Here is a 17,094-nt window from a genome sequence, read left to right as displayed (position 1 = left end):
CAAGCGGATCCGGTCACGATGGCAGTGCGAAGTCCATGACGTGCAGTGCCGATGGGGTCGTGGTGCCGGTTGATTTCTCCTGGTACAGCACGGACAGGACGTTGTCCTGCCTGATCCGCGTCTCGTCGATCACGACCTCGCCGCCGAAGGCGTTCAGACCGCTCCCGGAATACAGTAGCGTCCAGTCCCGGTATCCGGAGGATTTCGAGGCGCCGGCGATCCGCCCTCTCGGCAGCACCGCGTACGCATTGTCGTACTTGTCCAGGACCAGCCTGGTGCGTTGGCTGGAACGGAGCGCGATCGGTATCTCGGTCTTGGTCCAAGTGCCCGACGAGTTCTTGCGGAGGTGGAAGGCACGGCCGTGGTTGGTGCGGTCCGCGACATAGTTCGTGGTGCATTGGCCGAAGCGACCGGGTACGTAGCTGACGATCGCATGCGGCAGGCCAGTGGAGTCCACTGCCTGGCTCTCCTGGTTCATGAGCGAGTGGTCGGCGTCGAGCGAATCGATGACGAGCCCGCTGTCGGTGACGGCGATCGGGCCCGGGCAGCCGGAGGTGCTGCCAGTGGCGCCGACGACGATTCCCGCGTCGTTGCGCCAGGTGCGGCCGCGGTCGGTCGAGTAGACGTAGCCGGTGTCGTGATTGGCGATGCCGCCGCTGGCGCCCATCACGGCGCCGTTTTGCTCGCGCCAGGTGAAAAAGGAGTGCACTCGGCCGTCGAGGTCGTAGTCGATGCCGTGCAGGTACATGTTGCGCGCCGCGCTCGAGCCGTGCTCGCTGCGGTATACGCCGGTTGAGCTGGTCCACTCACCCAGGTTGGTCCATGAGGTGCCGTCGTATTCGGCGAGAGCGTTTCGCCCGTTACCGGAGATCCCTGCCCGGTAGCTGAGCTGAAGGTTGCCCTCAGGCGTCGAGATGAACTGGGGATACGTGAACAGCGTGGTCAACGCGAGTCCGTCAAGGGTCGGCTGCGCGGCGCCGAAGCGGTTTGCGGTCCAACTCAGGCCGCTGGGGTTGTCGAGCAGGCCCGACACCGACCTGACGTACGTGAAACTGTCGCTGTGCGAGTCCATGTTGAGGTGCAACCGGCCGTCGATTGTGGAGACGCCCATGGACATCACGTTGTGGGAGTCGTCGCTTTTGAGTGTGTGGCCAACCTTGACGGTCGCCCAACTGCTCTCGCCGAGCGCCCGACGGCCAACCACGGCGTTGCGGTCAGCGGCGTACCAGACCGCGTACTGGTAGCTCCGGTAGGTCAGCAGCCCGTTCTTCTGGAACGAGTTGTTGTTGACCAGGCCGTCGTACGAGACGAAAAACAGCGCCTGTGTGTCGACCGTGGTGCGGCCGTACGGCGTCACCGAAGGTCCGTGGTTCGCCGGCAACGTTTTCTCTTTTCATGGGCATCTCTACGGTATCTCCTGGCCGCGGGCGACGGGCCGGAGTCTGGCTGGAATGCTGCACCTGAGAAGAAAATCCAAGGAGGCGAGTCCCATGTCCGAGTCGGATACCTCGTCCGCCGCGGCTGCGCCGTCCGAACGACTCCTGCGGTGGGTGTTGGCGGTGGGGATCGTTGGCGGACCGCTGCTGCATTTCTGATCGGCGGAGTTTTCAACCCTTCCATTCATGAGTCTGGTGTCCTGAGCCTCACACATAATGCTCACGCGAGCCCGGTCACCAATGCGATTCATCTGGTCGCGTTTGTGGTGGCTTCCTACCTCCTGCCATTCGGCGCGATCGGGTTGGCGTGGCTGGCCTATCCGCGGACGCCGTGGCTGGCCTCCATCGCAGGCCTGCTGGCGGTGATCGGCTGGCTCCCGTTCTCCGCACTGACAGCGCAGGACGATGTCACCAATGCCCTGGCGCAGCTTCCGGACAGCGCCTCGTACGGAGGTTTTTGGGATCATTTCACCAATGATCCGGTGATGCTTTCGTATCTTGTTGTTTACGTCGTCGGTCACTTGACGTCGTACGTCCTGTTCGGCATCGCTTTGGGCCGCGGTCGGATCATCTCGTGGTGGGCCACCTGGATGCTGGCTGCGAGCAGCCCGTTGACCCTGACCGCGTTCGTTTTCCCTTACCGGCTGGTCGTTGGTGCCGTCGCCTTGGGGTTGGTGGTGATCGGCAGTGTGCCCGCCGCTGTCGCGATGATCAGGGGCCGGCGCGTACCGGCCGCAACGTGATCGGCGTCAGCGCGCGGGCGTCACCGCGATCGTCGTCACCGGTTCGTTAGCAATGCAAGGATTTAACCTCGCCATAAGGCGTTTTGTGATCGATTTGGCTGTTTGTTCGATTGCGACGGACCTTTCCCGTTTTTTTTTTATTGGCAAACCGTGGACGGCTGTGCGGTGCTGTGCCAGCATTCGGCTGCGCCGAGGTGCGGTGCGAAGGGATCGGTGCGGCGATGTTGTTCGCGTTATCCAACAAGTCGATCTTCACTCGCCCGGCAGTGGCCCTGGCAGTGGTGGCGGTGACCACCGTGGCGCTCACCACACCTGCCTCGGCGGCGCCTCCCCACCCGGATCCGTTGCGTGGGGTGGCGAAAATCCAGGTGCAGCAGCACGCTCGGTCGTCGGGGCTGAGACCGCTGGAGCGCGGTGAGGGCGAGGGCGACGCTCTGGAGGTTGCCGATCAGGCGGAGCAGTACGCCGGTCAGCGCAGCGCTCCGGGTGACTCGGTGTCGGCAGCTGCGCTGGTCGCCGCGCGCGGTCAGGCGGCGGCACTTCCGCTGGCACGTGGCCGTGCGAGCGAGGTCACCGGGCAGCCGCTGGATGCTGAGCCGGCCGGATACACCGATCCCACCTGGTCCAACGACGGCGCGGGTTTTCGTACGGTCGCTGGACGTACGACAGCTCTTGCGGTCGATGGGAACACCTACTACCAGGGCGCAGCTGACGGTGGCGTGTGGAAGTCGACCGACCGCGGCCAGACCTGGCATTCCATCTGGGACGGCCAGAACACACTGTCGATCGGCGCGCTGCTGGTCGGCCCGGATCATTCGCTCTGGGTGGGAACCGGCGAGTCGAACACCAGCAGCGACTCGTACCTCGGAACGGGTGTGTACCGCTCAACCAACGGAGGCCGCAGCAGTTTCACCCGCGTCGGCGGCGACGAGTTGCTGGATCACCAGACGTTCCGGCTCGTCGCCGATGGTCAGGGGCAGGTGTACGCGGCCACCAATCAGGGCTTGTACCGGCATTCGCTCCACACCAGCAACGGTGGCTGGACGCTAGTGCTCAAGCCGGATCCGAACCCGACGGGTTCCCCGTACGACACCTCGTTCATTTCCGACGTGGCCATCCGGCCGGGAACCGGCGGCCAGTCCGTACTGGCCGTGCTGGGGTGGCGCAACGGCACCGCGTACAACGGGTTCTACCTGTCCACCACCGGCGGCGGACCGGGGTCCTTCCAGCGCGTCACCCCAGCCGGGGACATTGACGCCACCGACATCGGTCGTACGACCTTGGCGTACGCGGCGGACGGGTCGCGGCTTTACGCGATCGTCCAGTCCCCAAAGAAGCTCCTGGCTAACGACGACACCAACCTGCAAGGCGTTTTCGCTTCCGCGTCAGGAAATCCGGCGGGTCCGTACACCCGGATCGCCGACTCGGACTCACTCGGGGCGTCCGGCTCCGCACTGCAGAACCTGGCGGGCTACCACGTCGGGATTCAGTCCTGGTACAACCAGGTTCTCGCGGTGGACCCCAAAAACCCCGATGCACGCCTACGTCAGCCTGGAGGAGGTCTTCCAGACCAACGACGGCGGCAGCACATTCCAGACCGCCAGCCAATACTGGAACTACGGCCTGACCTGCGGCACCGCAGCGTGCCCGCCGGCCACCCACCCCCCCCACCCAGCACGCGCGCTGGCGCTGACCGCCGACCGGCAGGTGGTGATCGGCAACGACGGCGGCACCTATCGGCGCCCGATGTCGGTGACCGGATACGGCAGCTGGGTGGATCTGAACGACACCGTACGGACGCTGCAATACTACGACGCCGCCGCCGGGCGATCCGGCCACGGGACGGCGTACTGGGGCGGCCTGCAGGACAACGGCACCTCGGCCCTTTTCCCCGGTAACGCCAAGAACATCGAGCCTGCGGGCGGGGACGGGGACGGTGGGATGGTCCTGGTGAATCCCGCCAACGGTCAGCAGGCAGTCGGCGAGTACACCAACCTGGCGATGTACCGCACCAGCGACGGCGGCCACACGTTCACCACCATCAGCCCCGAATGCGGCTACTACACAGATGCGACCGCATGCGACCCATCCGCCCGGTTCATCGCGCCGTTCCAAGCCGATATCCACAACGCCAATCACTGGGTGGCGGCGGGCAACAAGGTCTGGGACACGGTCAAGGGCTGGAATACAGTCTGCGCGACCAACTGCGACTGGACCCCCGTGCACAGTTTCGGCACCGACGCGGCCGGCGGCTACAACATCGGCACCGCGGTCGCCGTCAGCGGTGTCGTGACGTACGCGGCATGGGTCGACAGCGGCGCCAACCCCTCACCGTCGTTCGCCAGTGGAATCGACACCAACTACGGCGGCAGCTGGCACCGGATCAGCTCACCCGTACTTCCCAACCGCTACAGCCGGCCTCACCGTCGACCCCGCCAACCCCGCCCACGTTTACGCCGTCTACAACGGCTACTCCCGCCGATGGATCCCCGGCGGCGGCATCGGTGTCCTGTTCGAATCCGTCGACGGCGGCTCGACCTGGCGCAACATCACCGCAAACCTGCCAGACGCCCCCGGCGACGGCCTCGCGATCGCCGGCGGGAAACTTGTCCTTGGCACCGACATCGGCCTGTTCACCGCCGACCGACGATCGCCCACCCGCTGGTCCCGGCTTGGCGTGCTGCCCAACGTCGCCGTGACCAACGTACGGACCCAGCCTGGCGGTAACGCCGTGCTGGCAGCCACCCACGGGCGAGGAATGTGGACGGTGACCCTCGGCTGATCGTGCCGCCTCAGTGCGACAGAATGCCAGAAGAACCAGTCTCGACTGCCTCGACGTACTCAAGGAGGTCGACTCGTCTTCCAGTAGTCGGCTCAGTCTTCGGAACTTGCGAAATTCATGTCGCATCGAGCCGTATCGCGGCCGTTCCGGGCACGTTGCCGGCAAGCATCACCAGACTACTGTCATCTTACCGAAAACCCACCTCTGAGCAGCACCGATCCGCATCGCCATTCTCCTTGCGCGCGGACGTACCCGTGCGGCACTCTCACAACATTCCCGCGGCCGGTCAAGCCCGGTGTGAGCCCTGATCGAAAGTGACATGGAAAAAGTTCCCGCATAGTGAGCGTTTTGGTCGGACTTGACTTGACATAGACTTGTCCGCGTCTGAATACTCCTATCCGTGGAACGGCGCCTACTCTTGGTCGCCTGCCGATACGTCGATCTCGTACGGCAGGCCAGCAGTGTCTGTCCGGGCTCGTAGAGCGCGTTGACGGCGCTGACCCTTCTTTTCTGACCCCCGGTAATCTGGCGGTCATTTTCTGACTCCGTCCGTACGGACGGCCTCCTTTCCGAGTGCCAACTCGTGTCCTTTCCGGCGCGCGTGTGCATCGGCGTCGCAGCCACCCTTGGCTTCGCCATGCCCTCGACTGGACCAGCTTGGGCCAGCGCTGCGAATGCGCTTCTTTCCACGCCCCCTTTTCTTTTCTCCCCTCATGAGGAGCTGGCATGCCCCTACCTTTTCGCCTCCGACAACGAAGGCCTGCTGTTTTTGCGGCAGTCCTCGGATTGTCGGTCGCGGCACTGGTTGTTCCCGCCACCCAGGCGGCTTCCGGTGCCGGTATCGACCAACTCGTCTCGAGCCTGACGGGCGCGGACGGCAAGACCTATTCGGTCACCAACCATCTGGACCGCCAGCTGGCGAACACCGCGACCAGCGGTGCCAAACGCAAGGAATGGCTGCTGGTCTGGGCCGGCGACGAGAATATCGCTGACACCGCGGTGAAAACCGTGAAAGGCCTCCCCGGCGGGCTTTCCGTTGACCTCGGCGGCCTCGGCAAGACGGTCACGGATGCCTTGCCAGGTCCGGATTTCCTGGCTGTCATCGACGCCACCAAGGGCTCGCCAAGCTACGGCAAGGTGGTCAACACGGTGACAGTCGGGCCGCTGGTGGAGAACGAGCCGCACCACATGCAGTACATCTGGCACAAGGGCGACAAGATCTACGCCGGCGGCCTTTTCAGTGCGGCGACCTATGTTTTTGACGTGAAGAAGCTGCCGGAAGTCAGCATCAGTGGCATCAGCCTGCCGACCCAGACGCTGGGTGGCTCGGTGCCGGACGCCTATTGGGTGCTGAAGGACGGTACGGCGTACGGGACCTACATGGGCGGGCCGGTGGTTCCTGGCCCGTACATCTATCCGAACGGGAAAACGGCGATAGGCAACGGATTCGCCGGCTCCCCCGGTGAGGTCGTGCATTTCGACCAGCAGGGCAAGGTGCTCACCCAGGCGCCGGCCGCGACCGGGCAGTCCGAGGATGCCAGCCAGTGCCTCGATCTGCCGACCACGGTGACCACCACCTGCGCCAATCCGCACGGCATCCAGGTACGCGAGGACCTGAACCGGATGGTCACCAGTGACTACGCCGAACCTCGGAACATCATTCTGGATCCGGTGAAAGCGCCGTCGCCGTTCCTGCGCCGGCCGACCGTACGCATCTGGGACATCAGTGACCGCAACCATCCGAGGGTCACATCCGTGGACTACCTGCCCAAGGGACCGCGGTCCAATCCGGATGACCCGCTGCGCAACGAAAACCGGGCGGTCATGGAGACGACCGTGACCAATCTCCCGAACCACAAGGGAGCTTTTGCCGAGACCATGTCCGGTGGCGCGATTTTCTATACGCCGGACATCACCGCGCCGCAACCGAAATGGCGCGAGGTCTTCGACGACACCACGGCGGCGGCCGCACTGGGATCTTCCCAGTTCCCGGCCGGCAACGACGGCGGCGGCTGGGTGCAGACGAGTCTCGACGACAAATACCTGTATCACGCGGTGATCGGCCGGCCGGCCGGGATCTACGGCGCCAGCGATCCTGGCTCTCCCGGTTACGTCGTTTCGCTCAACATCGAAAAGCTGCTGGCTTCTGGCAACAACCCGAAGGTCAGCATCGACACCGCGGACGAGATCACCGGCGGCGGGAACGAGTCGGACGCACCCACGATCGCCGGGATCCAGAAGATCGACGGCGGGCCGCACTGGGGCACACTCGACAACTTCACACTGGGCAGCGACGGTTACTACCACGAGACCGACCAGACCACCCGGATCGCCACGTCGAACTATTTTGTGGCCCGTACCGGAATCGACGGCAACCACAAGGTCTGCATCGTCAACTCCAACCCGAAGACCGGCTCGCTCTCATTGGACGCCAGTTTCCGGGACGAGAACGAAGGTACGCCCTGCGTCGACTTCAACCGAGTGTCGTGGCCACACGGCAAGCTGGGCAACGCAAAACCGCACTCGGAGCTCTTTGTCGTCGCGGATGCGGATCTGAAATAGCCGATGATCACTGAAATGGCGCACGCCGGCGCAACCGGCGCCGGCGAGTTCACTTTGGCCGCTATCGCTCGGATGCTGCTTGTCCTTGGCACCGCAGCGGTGGCCGGTGGCGCACTGGTGCGTCCACTGGCCGGCCCACCGTCGCCGGTGGCTCGACGGATCGGATGGGCAGCGGCCGCAGTGGCTGCGCTGGCCTGCCTCACCTCGGTTGGCGATGGCACCGCCATGCCGATCGCGATGGCGCAGGTTGCTTTCACCCTGGTGATCGCTTCCTTGCCCACGATTGAAAACCTGTCAAGGTGGAGCGTTTTCGGCGGTGCCGCACTGGCCGCCGTCATCGCTTGGGAGGCGGTTGCCGACGCCGGCGGTGCGGTGGTGTGGGGTCGGATTTGCCCACGTCGCCGCGCTGGCGGTGTGGCTCGGCACGGCGACCGCTACGGCCACCGCCGCGGATCGTCGGGAGGTGGCCGCCCGGACCAGTGTCTTGTCCACCGTGGCGGCCGCCGTCGTGCTGGTCAGCGCGCTGGCTTTGGCCGTATTGAACGGTTTGGGCCTCGACGAGCGAATGGTACGGACATCGTACGGCTGGGCGATCACCATCGAGACCGTCTTGGTTGTCGCCGGGACGGCAGCGCAATTCCAAACGGAAAAATTAGCGAAATACCAGGCGATCGGCCTGGCTGTGGCGATCGCGGCCTGGGCGAGCCTGGCGGCTTTGCCCGCGCCCGATCCGTTGCCGACTCCCGGAACCCCCTTGCTCAGGGAGGTAAATCTCGCAGGCTCCGCAACGCCGGTACTGGTAACCCCTGGATTGCCGGGAAAGAACATAGTCCACGTGGGAGGCGAACACGCCGGTCAGATTTCGGTGGCGGTGAACGGTTCCTCGCCAGTACACGCAAAGGCTGAGCCGGGTGCCGCTGGCGGCTGGGCGGTCCTGACACTCCCCGCCGGCCGGAGCACTGTCACACTCTCGTACCAAACCCAACAGGCGTCGGTACGAGCGGACGCAGGCTTCTCCCAGCGCACGATCGCCGGCTCGGTCGGTCCGGACGCGGCCGAATGCGCTAGCGCGGCACTGGGAACCCTGATGACCGGCCGAAAAACTTGCCGCTCGCGGCTTGCCCAACCAACCAGCTTTCCAGCACGGACGCGGATTCCCTGCGATCGATGGTGACGTTCCTGGCAAGTCGGCACGTACCAGCCATCACGATAGTCGCAGACACTTCGGTACGAGCGGCGGCCGCTTCATCGCTCGTACGATCGGCGGCCGCGGCTCTGCAACTGCCTGTTGCGCCGGAAAAGCCCGGAAACCTGCCGGGCGCACTGGTTGTCGTATCCGGATGGTCACCGGCCGCCCAGAAACTTCGGGTGACCGGCACCGGAAAAGCGGGGTCGACGGCGTACACGGCCGGCGTCTGGCTGGCGCCGTGGCTGTTGGAAGCGCCGGTCCTGAGCATGAACGCCGGCTCGATCCTGCCGCTGCGCTTCAACCCACACGAATCTCTGCCGGAACGTTACGCCACCGCGCTTGCGCACGGCTTCAACACTGACTTTCCTACCACTGCTGGCTATCTCAGCTGGCTGGCCGCCGGTGGCCAGCCCGGCAAGACCGGCACGGACACCGACCCGACCCAACTCTACGCAGCCGCGCCGGTGGCGTTTTTACCTGCGGAGTTTGACATGCACATGGCCGGCCAGGCACTCGGCTGGCTGCCGAACGGCACCGTCGTCCCGATCAGCGGCCCGCTCGCCGGGCCGGCAAAATCCTGAGCATTTCCTACTTTCGGAGGTTTCCATGGCGGTCGCGGACGAAGGACTTCCCGCCGCACCGACGTTGCCCAGCCGCGCGGCCAGGCCCGCCGCGCAGGCACCACCGGTGAAATGGACGGTGGTCGCGATCGGCGCCGTCCTCACGGTCGCATTGGGCGCCTGGATTTCGCAGGTTGGCGGCGTGAAGACGGTGATTCTGTACGCTCTCGGGCTGCTGCTCGGCGTCGTACTCTTCCATTCGCGTTTCGGTTTCACCTCGGCCTGGCGGCAGTTGGTGGCGGTCGGTCAACCGCGGGCTTTTTGGCGCGCACATGTTGATGCTGGCCATTGCCTGCCTGCTGTTCGCGATCCTGCTCGGCGGCGGCATCGGGTTCGGCGTGACCCCACAGCCGCTGCTGCAGCCGGTCGGCGCCGGTGTGGTGGTCGGCGCCTTTCTTTTCGGCGTCGGCATGCAACTTGGTGGCTCCTGCGCGTCCGGCACGTTGTTTCGCGATCGGCAGCGGGCAGAGCGCGATCCTCATCACGCTCACCGGATTTGTCGCCGGCTCGGTGCTCGGCGCGGCGAACTTTACCTTCTGGACCAAGACAGTCCCACCCGGCCCGATCGTTTCGCTGGCCAAGACGCCACTGGGCTATCCCGGCGCGCTGGTCATTTCGCTGGTAGTGATGGCCGCGATTGTCGCCGTGTCGTTCCGGGTCGAGCGGCGCCGGAAGCCGCCGGCCATCGAGGAACCGCCCACCACCCACGGCCTGCTCCGGGCGATCCGCGGCGCGTGGCCACTGTGGGTCGGCGCCATCGGGCTGGCCGTACTCAACGGCGCCACCCTGTTCTTCTCCGGCAGCCCGTGGGGAATCACCTTCGCCTTCGCCTTGTGGGGCTCAAAAATCCTGCAGCTCTTCGGCGTCGATGTGGCGCACTGGGCATACTGGATGGTCCCGAAAAACGCCGCAGCCCTGGACTCCTCGGTGTTGCTGGACAAAACCTCCGTGATGGATTTCGGTATCATTCTCGGCGCCCTGATCGCGTCCGCGGCTGCCGGCGCTTTTGTCCTGCACCGGCGGATCCCGTGGAAACTCGCGCTCGGCGCGGTGCTCGGCGGGATTCTGATGGGCTACGGCGCCAGGCTGGCGGGCGGCTGCAACATCGGGGCGTACTTCTCTGGCATCGCATCTTTCAGCCTGCACGGCTGGCTCTGGGGTGTGCTGGCCATCGCCGGCACCTACGCCGGCCTCCGACTGCGGCCGCTTTTCGGCCTGACCAACCCAAAACCCACCGACTCGGTCTGCTGAGGTCATGACAACCCTGACTAAACGGCACAAGGTTCTGATCGCGGCTGGCGCTGCAGTAGTAGTGGTCGTCGCTGGAGTCGCCGGATGGCTCGGCACCACCGCCCACGGTGGATCAACTCCCCAGCTGCCGCACAGGCGCCGGCAAATCCAGAACAACAGCAAGGGCAGGCCGGACACGCCGCGGCCAAAGGTGGCCAGCCGGCGGCAAAGTCGACACCGACCCGGCACATCCAGCTGACCGTGACCGGCAGCGGCCCGGTGTCCATCGCGTACGACACCACCGGAACAGGCTTGGTACGCCGCGAAAACAGCATCGCGCTACCTTGGCACGACGAGTACAGGTGGCCGGCCAACCAGCCCCTGCAGGTCGTCCAGTTGCTGGTCCAGAGCACAAAAGCGGCTACATGCACGGTCACGGTCGACGGAAAGGTGGCGGTGTCCAAGACGTCGACGGCAGAAAACCCGGTCGCTATCTGCTACGCAAAATTCACCCCGACTCGTTGAGAATCTACGCAGTCCGGTAATCATGATGCCCGCCGCTTGACGAGCGCGACCGTCGGCCGACAGCCGGCGGTCGACAGCCGGAGTGACCCGACCGCCGACAACGCGGCGCGTGGCCTGAACGCGACAGGGTGGCTGGCCGGCGCCGGCACCAGCGGCGGGGGCACCGGCGACTGTGCGATGGCGAGCGTTGCTGCTCGCGCTGGTCGTCGTCGCCGCGCATCCGACCGCGCGAGCCGTGATCTACGTCGTCGCGTTGCCCAAGGCGGCCGTGGGCACGTTCTTCGAGCCGGCGGGCATGGCGCTGCTGCAGGTGATCGTGCATGCCAAGGACCAGGGGCGGGCCAACTCGCTGAGCCAGACCAGCACGGTGGTCGGCGAACTCGCCGGAACCACCCTGGCGGCATTCTCGTGGCCCACACTGCACACCTACTGGATAACGTTCATCATTACGCCGCGCTCTACCAGCCTCTCGCGGCGCTCGACAATATGCAGAACGCTTTCCTGGCGCCTAGAAACTGATACTGTGAAACGTGAATACATTGAATAGCGCTACCAACCAAATGTCGGAAGCACTTCTGGACGTCAATGCGTTGCGGGCGGACACTCCCGGCTGCGAATCGGTGATCCACTTCAACAACTCGGGGTGCGGGCTGCTCGCACGTCCAGTCCTCAAGGCTATGATTGACCATCTCGTCCTTGAGTCGCGGATAGGCGGTTACGAAGCCGCCGCAGCACAGGCGGAACGCGTTAGCGACTTTCATGCGTCGATCGCCGAGCTGATCGGTTGCCACGCTCGGAACATCGCGTTCGCCGGAAGCGCTACCCAGGCGTACACTAACGCGTTGTCCGCGATTCCATTTCAGCGCGGGGATGTCATCCTCACCACTCGTAACGACTTCATCTCGAACCAGATCGCGTTCCTGTCACTGCGGAAACGGTTCGGCGTGGATGTCGTGCACGCGCCTGATCATCCCGACGGCAGTGGTGTCGACGTAGCAGCGATGGTGAAACTGATGCGAGAGCTGCGCCCGCGGCTGGTCGCGGTGACCCATGTACCCACTAACTCAGGTCTGGTTCAACCTGTTGAGGCTATCGGTCGACACGTCCGCGAGTTGGATCTGCTCTACCTGGTCGACGCGTGCCAGTCGGTAGGCCAGTATCCGATTGACGTGCACCAGATCGGCTGCGACCTGCTGACAGCGACTTGCCGCAAGTTTCTCCGCGGACCGCGCGGCTCGGGTTTCCTGTATGTGTCCGACCGCGTCCTGAACGATGGCTACGAGCCGCTGTTCATTGACATGTACGGCGCGCGCTGGGTGGCGCCCGGGCAATATCGGCCAGTGAATAGCGCACAGCGATTCGAAGAATGGGAGTTCCCGTACTCGGTGGTCCTGGGGTGCGCGGCCGCGCGCGCGCTACGCGCTGCACGTGGGATTGGACAGCATCGCGGCGCGCACACCGGTGCTTGGTGCCTACCTACGTGACCAACTGGCCTCGATACCCGGCGTACGCACCCTCGACCGCGGTCCGACCCCAGCGGCCCTGGTCACATTCGACGTTGCCGGGTGGGGACCACAGTCGTTCAAACGAGCCATGGACGAGCGCAAAGTGAACTCCGCACTCAGCTTCCGCGGCCTGGCGCAGTACGACTTCGGCGACAAGAACGTCGACTGGTGCCTGCGCCTGTCCCCGCACTACTACAACACCGAGGAAGAGGTTGACATGGTCGTCGGGTTCGTCGAGGATCTCGCCCCGAGTCCGGTGTCGGACTGAGAAGCAGATAATGGCAGGAGACCTAACGCACGAAGAGGCACGGCGACGCCGCCAATTGCTTGACCAGATCACCTACGCGGTTGACATTGACCTAGCGCGCGGACCTGAACGGTTTGAGTCGGTCGAACAGGCTGACTGCGGCGGTACGTGCGGGTAGGAATCGGCCCCATTGGTCGACATCGGTCGCAAGACCAGTCTGAGCCCAGGCCAAGGGCTCGGCGTTCCCGTCTCACGCCCACGGGCAGCTGGTAGCGCTATTGTTAGACACCGTGAGTGGGAATAACACTGCCGTATCGCGGCTTACGCGGGACCTGCGGCAATTGATTGCGGGTCTCGCGCCTGGTGATCAGTTGCCGACCAGCCGCGAGCTGATGGAACAGCACCATGTCGGCCCCGGGACGGTGAGCCGCGCCATTGGCATATTGGCCCTGGAAGGCGTGCTGACTACGCGGCCCGGCAGCGGGACCTTCGTGTCGGCGACCAAGGCCACCCCGAATCGGCCCATCGACACCGGCTGGCAGGCCATGGCGTTGGCGGATCGAGTCGTCGACACGCGTTCACTGTCAGACCAGTTGGGTCCGCCCACGGATGGAACGATCATGCTGGACGGCGGTTACCTACACCCCGCGTTGCAGCCGACCAGCCTTCTCACCGGTGCACTCGTACGGGCGGCACGTCGCCCAGGTTCCTGGGATCGCGCACCCATCAACGGGCTCGCCGCATTGCGTTTCGGTTTTCGCGACATTGACGGGCGCGTCAGCCGACGATGTGCTGATCACTGCCGGCGGACAGGACGCCCTGTCGATCGCATTCCGGGCGATAGCGGTACCGGGCAGTGCCGTACTGGTCGAGTCTCCTACCTATCACGGCGCGTTGGCCGCGATCCGTAGTGCCGGTCTTCGCCCCGTCCCGGTGCCACTCGATGATGATGGCCTGACGCCGGAATTCCTCGAGGAGGCGTTCGCGCTTAGTGGCGCTCGGCTGCTTTACTGCCAGCCCACCTATCACAACCCGACTGGTGCCGTATTGTCATCCGAACGCCGCCAACGGGTGCTTGAAATAGCCCGTACGGCCGGCGCTTTCGTCATCGAGGACGACTTCGCTAGGTTCCTCGGCCACACCCCGACGGTTCCGCCGCCGTTGATCCATGATGACCGCCACGGCACGGTCGTCTACATCACCTCATTGACGAAACCGGCCGCGCCGAGCTTCCGAATCGCTGCCATGGTCGCGCGCGGTCCTGTGATGGAACGGCTGCGAGCGACGCGTCGGGTCAGTGATTTCTTCGTCAGCCGCCCGCTACAGGAAGCGGCGCTGGAGCTGATGAGCTCGGCCGGCTGGGAACGACACCTCAAGACACTGTCCGCCCAGCTTCGCAACCGATGCACCGCGCTCGTGACGGCATTGCGTACTGAGCTGCCAACGTGGACGGTCCGCCATGTTCCCGGCGGAGGACTCCACCTCTGGGTCCAGCTACCGGCTGGCCTCAGCGACATTGACATCACGGCCGTCGCCCGTCGCCAGCGAGTCGGCGTCAGCGCTGGAACTCGCTACTTCCCTGCTGAACCGAGCGCCGCGTATCTTCGGATCGGCTTCGGCGCCGCCACTGACGAAGCCGACCTCGCCGAAAGTGCGTGCCGCCTCGCGGAAGTCGTCACCAAATCATGAATAGATCCGGTAGCCGCCAAAGTGAGACCTCCTGGTACTAGCCTGTGTTGTTCACCACGACATCATCGCTGTTTCGCGCACCTGTAATAGAAGGCATGGTCTTGTCGCTGTCGATTTTCTGCGTTCACTGCGAGGTGAACGCGCGGACGGGTCCTGACAGTTCGTCGGGTCTGCTGATGGTCACCACGTTCGGCCCCGTGGCGCTGTCGCGCAGGGCCGGTAAGTGATGTCGGGCAGGGTGATGCGTTCTGTGGCGGTGGGGACGATGGCCACGCCCACTCCGGCCGAGGCGAGCGCGAGGACGCCGAGGGTGCCACTCACCAGGTGGACGCGAGAGCGGTGCGCATGGAGGCCTGGTCCGAGCCGGGTGAGTACGGTCTCGTCGTCCTCGCGGGACGCGAACACAATGAGGTTCCTGTCGACCAGGTCGGCGACGGTCACCGACGCGCCGGTGGCCAGCTCATGGTCAGGTCGCATGGCGATCGACAGCGTCGTCCTCGCGCGACAGGTGACCACGAGGTCGCCAGTGTGGTCAAGGCCAAGGTCGAGGCTGTAGCCGATGTCGTCGAGTGCGCCCTCGCGGACGCCTTGGAGCTGCGCGGCTGGGGCAAGCTCGACCAGGTTCAGTTCCACGCGTGGATGGGCCCGGTGGACACGGTGCAAGTCCGCGGTCAGGACGCCCTGCAGGACAGTGACACCGGAGAACCCGATTCGTACCGCGCCGATCTCGCCACTGATACCTGTTGGAGGTGAGCGATTTCCCGGTCCAGCGCACCTTCGCGACCAAAGGCAGCGAACTGGAGCGCGACATCAAACAATCAGCGACGGATTGGCTGCTGCGAAAGGGGGAAGCGTGATGGTCACGACAGGCACCACGGTGACCGACGTCGCCGTCTTCAACGGGACAGACCTGCTCGACGGTCGCTACAACGTCTCCATCGGAGAGTCCACGATCACCGCCATCAGCCCGGCGGACACAGCCCCGCCCCCCGGACCGACCGTCGACGGTGCCGGGGCGACCCTGCTGCCCGGCCTGCTCGACGCCCACGTGCACTTCAGCGGCCCCGATGAGCTCTCAACGCTCGCTCGATTCGGCGTGACTACAGCTCTGGACATGGGCACCTGGCCCCCGACCCTCGTCGCCACCCTGCGCACAGCCGGACAAGGCACCGACATTCGCAGCAGCGGCGCACCGCTGGCCGGTGTGGGCGGCCCACACTCTCGGATCCCGGGCTTTCCCGCCGAGAACCTGGTCGCGACCCCGGAACAGGCCCGCCGCTGCGTCGCCCAGCAAGCCGCCGAAGGAGTCGACTACAGCAAGCTGGTTCTCGAGCGGCCCGGGGCGGGAGGCCCCCCCGCCTGGACACCGCGACCGCTGCGCGTCGAGGCGGCCCACGCGGCCGGGCTGCGGGTAGTGGCGCATGCCAGCCACACCGGCGCCGTGGCCCTTGGCCTCCAGGCTGGAGTCGACGTCCTCACCCACGCCCCACTCGACGCCGTCCTCCACGAGGATCTCGTACGGGCAATCACCGACACGGAGCTCATCGTGGTGCCCACACTGATCATGATGCGCGGCAGCGCCCACAACCTCGGCAACCCAGCCCTGTCCTACGATCACGCGCGCAACACGGTCACAGCGCTGCACCGGGCCGGTGCCACCATCATCGCTGGCACGGACGCCAACAACGCTCCCGGAGTTCCCGCTGCGGTACCTCATGGCAGCAGCCTGCACGACGAACTGGACCTGCTGGTGGAAGCCGGTCTGAGCCCACGTCAGGCACTGCGGTCCGCGACTAGCGTTCCCGCCACCGCGTTCGCCCTCCATGACCGCGGCCGCATCCGCCCCGGCCTGCGCGCCGACCTGCTTCTGGTCACCGGCGACCCGGTGTCCGACGTCTCTGCGGCCCGTCAGATTCGAAGTGTCTGGACGGCCGGTCGCGCTGTTGACGTGGTGGCGCAGAACGACCGGACGGACACTGACGGCGCCAACTCGCACTCGCATCGCAGCCGGTCCGACCATGTCGCCCACCGTTGCCCGGCCGAAGAATCCACTCGCGGTTCTTGGATGCAGAGGATCTCGACCTCGAAGACTTCGCCAGGTCCGGCGGGAGCGTTCAGTAACCGTTCGACGGGTTCAGCGGCGATCCGGACCATCCTGCCCAGGTCATTCCCTCCTGCCAGGAGGGGTCCCTAACACGAACGGTGTTTCTGGCGTGTTCGGTTAGTAGGTTTCGGTGTCCGGCCAGCGACAACGGCTCCGCCCCGGCACACCCAAACCACAAAAAGCCCATCACCCCCATCCCGCAAACGATGTCCACAATGGACAGACAAATCACGGGAACACAAAGCCCTATCGTGAATTTTGAGGTTAGACGGGAAAACCCGGAGCAATTCCACATGCGACTGATAGCCACGAAACTAGTGTCAATCGACACCGGTTGGTCATCGCTGCCAGGTCCAGCTACGCAGGTGCGCCCGCATCCTGGTAACTCCTTAATGATGCTAGCACGTGAGGGCGGAGATCTGCGTGCCATATTATCGCAACCAGAGGCCACGATGCTTTCGC

The 17,094-nt window shown here is 65.0% G+C and carries 15 protein-coding genes and 2 pseudogenes; 14 read left to right on the top strand and 3 right to left on the bottom strand.

All coding sequences use genetic code 11. The features are described from left to right. Positions 1–13: 13 nt before the first annotated feature. A complete protein-coding gene (locus tag GNX96_RS25120) occupies positions 14–1,381 on the bottom strand; it encodes a BNR repeat-containing protein (protein WP_163569972.1) in 1,368 nt (455 codons plus the stop codon). 321 nt (positions 1,382–1,702) lie between these two features. On the opposite strand from GNX96_RS25120, the gene GNX96_RS25115 reads away from it, so the two are divergent. Beyond that, a complete protein-coding gene (locus GNX96_RS25115; protein ID WP_163569971.1) occupies positions 1,703–2,179 on the top strand; it encodes a hypothetical protein in 477 nt (158 codons plus the stop codon). 46 nt (positions 2,180–2,225) lie between these two features. Here GNX96_RS25115 and GNX96_RS25110 read toward each other — a convergent pair whose 3' ends face one another. Further along, entirely contained in the window at positions 2,226–2,486 is a 261-nt protein-coding gene (locus GNX96_RS25110) for a hypothetical protein (RefSeq protein WP_163569970.1), read from the bottom strand. Between GNX96_RS25110 and GNX96_RS25105 the strand changes: the two genes are divergently transcribed. The 12 genes and pseudogenes from GNX96_RS25105 (at position 2,467) to GNX96_RS25065 (ending at position 14,528) form a co-directional block, all read left to right on the top strand. Continuing rightward, positions 2,467–4,077, top strand: coding sequence for a WD40/YVTN/BNR-like repeat-containing protein (locus GNX96_RS25105; RefSeq protein WP_163569969.1), 1,611 nt, complete (start codon positions 2,467–2,469; stop codon positions 4,075–4,077). The two genes, GNX96_RS25110 and GNX96_RS25105, sit on opposite strands and share 20 nt — an antisense overlap. 1,670 nt (positions 4,078–5,747) lie before the next feature. Continuing rightward, positions 5,748–7,523 (top strand): hypothetical protein, encoded by a 1,776-nt coding sequence (locus GNX96_RS25100; RefSeq protein WP_279581428.1) that lies wholly within the window; start codon positions 5,748–5,750, stop codon positions 7,521–7,523. Positions 7,524–7,839: 316 nt separating this feature from the next. After that, entirely contained in the window at positions 7,840–8,697 is an 858-nt protein-coding gene (locus GNX96_RS55025; RefSeq protein WP_279581427.1) for a hypothetical protein, read from the top strand. Beyond that, on the top strand, positions 8,691–9,293 hold the full coding sequence (locus GNX96_RS25090) for a hypothetical protein (RefSeq protein WP_279581426.1): 603 nt from the start codon (positions 8,691–8,693) through the stop codon (positions 9,291–9,293). The genes GNX96_RS55025 and GNX96_RS25090 overlap by 7 nt, the downstream gene beginning before the upstream one ends. A 311-nt stretch (positions 9,294–9,604) precedes the next feature. Continuing rightward, a pseudogene (locus tag GNX96_RS55020) lies at positions 9,605–9,724 on the top strand (hypothetical protein); the annotation flags it as partial. A 28-nt stretch (positions 9,725–9,752) separates the two neighbouring features. After that, positions 9,753–10,583: a YeeE/YedE family protein gene (locus GNX96_RS25085; RefSeq protein WP_279581425.1), complete on the top strand. Its 831-nt coding sequence runs from the start codon at positions 9,753–9,755 to the stop codon at positions 10,581–10,583. An 84-nt stretch (positions 10,584–10,667) separates the two neighbouring features. Then, positions 10,668–11,087: a hypothetical protein gene (locus tag GNX96_RS25080; RefSeq protein ID WP_163569965.1), complete on the top strand. Its 420-nt coding sequence runs from the start codon at positions 10,668–10,670 to the stop codon at positions 11,085–11,087. Between the two features lie 187 nt (positions 11,088–11,274). Further along, complete coding sequence (locus GNX96_RS25075; protein WP_163569964.1) at positions 11,275–11,634, top strand: MFS transporter; 360 nt, start codon at positions 11,275–11,277, stop codon at positions 11,632–11,634. A gap of 73 nt (positions 11,635–11,707) precedes the next feature. Then, on the top strand, positions 11,708–12,571 hold the full coding sequence (locus GNX96_RS25070; protein ID WP_279581424.1) for an aminotransferase class V-fold PLP-dependent enzyme: 864 nt from the start codon (positions 11,708–11,710) through the stop codon (positions 12,569–12,571). Beyond that, complete coding sequence (locus GNX96_RS55015; RefSeq protein WP_279581423.1) at positions 12,549–12,860, top strand: aminotransferase class V-fold PLP-dependent enzyme; 312 nt, start codon at positions 12,549–12,551, stop codon at positions 12,858–12,860. Before GNX96_RS25070 ends, GNX96_RS55015 begins: the two co-directional genes overlap by 23 nt. A 269-nt stretch (positions 12,861–13,129) precedes the next feature. Beyond that, positions 13,130–13,321 (top strand): annotated as a pseudogene (locus GNX96_RS64775) (winged helix-turn-helix domain-containing protein); the annotation flags it as partial. Between the two features lie 283 nt (positions 13,322–13,604). Then, positions 13,605–14,528: an aminotransferase-like domain-containing protein gene (locus tag GNX96_RS25065; RefSeq protein WP_279581422.1), complete on the top strand. Its 924-nt coding sequence runs from the start codon at positions 13,605–13,607 to the stop codon at positions 14,526–14,528. A gap of 180 nt (positions 14,529–14,708) precedes the next feature. Here GNX96_RS25065 and GNX96_RS25060 read toward each other — a convergent pair whose 3' ends face one another. Beyond that, positions 14,709–15,254, bottom strand: a complete 546-nt coding sequence (locus tag GNX96_RS25060) for a LysR family substrate-binding domain-containing protein (RefSeq protein WP_390624148.1) — start codon at positions 15,252–15,254, stop codon at positions 14,709–14,711. A gap of 130 nt (positions 15,255–15,384) precedes the next feature. Between GNX96_RS25060 and GNX96_RS25055 the strand changes: the two genes are divergently transcribed. Next, a complete protein-coding gene (locus GNX96_RS25055) occupies positions 15,385–16,722 on the top strand; it encodes an amidohydrolase family protein (protein ID WP_279581421.1) in 1,338 nt (445 codons plus the stop codon). Positions 16,723–17,094: the final 372 nt, after the last annotated feature.

The organism is Fodinicola feengrottensis (assembly GCF_010993775.1).
GTDB classification, from domain to species: Bacteria; Actinomycetota; Actinomycetes; order Mycobacteriales; family HKI-0501; genus Fodinicola; species Fodinicola feengrottensis.
Note: the sequence above shows the minus strand (reverse complement) of the source record. Positions and strands in the feature narration are given on the sequence as shown.

Excerpts from the sequence above, each read along its gene's own strand:
- GNX96_RS25090 (WP_279581426.1), top strand. The coding sequence starts at position 8,691 with ATGGTGACGTTCCTGGCAAGTCGGCACGTACCAGCCATCACGATAGTC.
- GNX96_RS25080 (WP_163569965.1), top strand. The coding sequence starts at position 10,668 with ATGGCTCGGCACCACCGCCCACGGTGGATCAACTCCCCAGCTGCCGCA.
- GNX96_RS25055 (WP_279581421.1), top strand. The coding sequence starts at position 15,385 with ATGGTCACGACAGGCACCACGGTGACCGACGTCGCCGTCTTCAACGGG.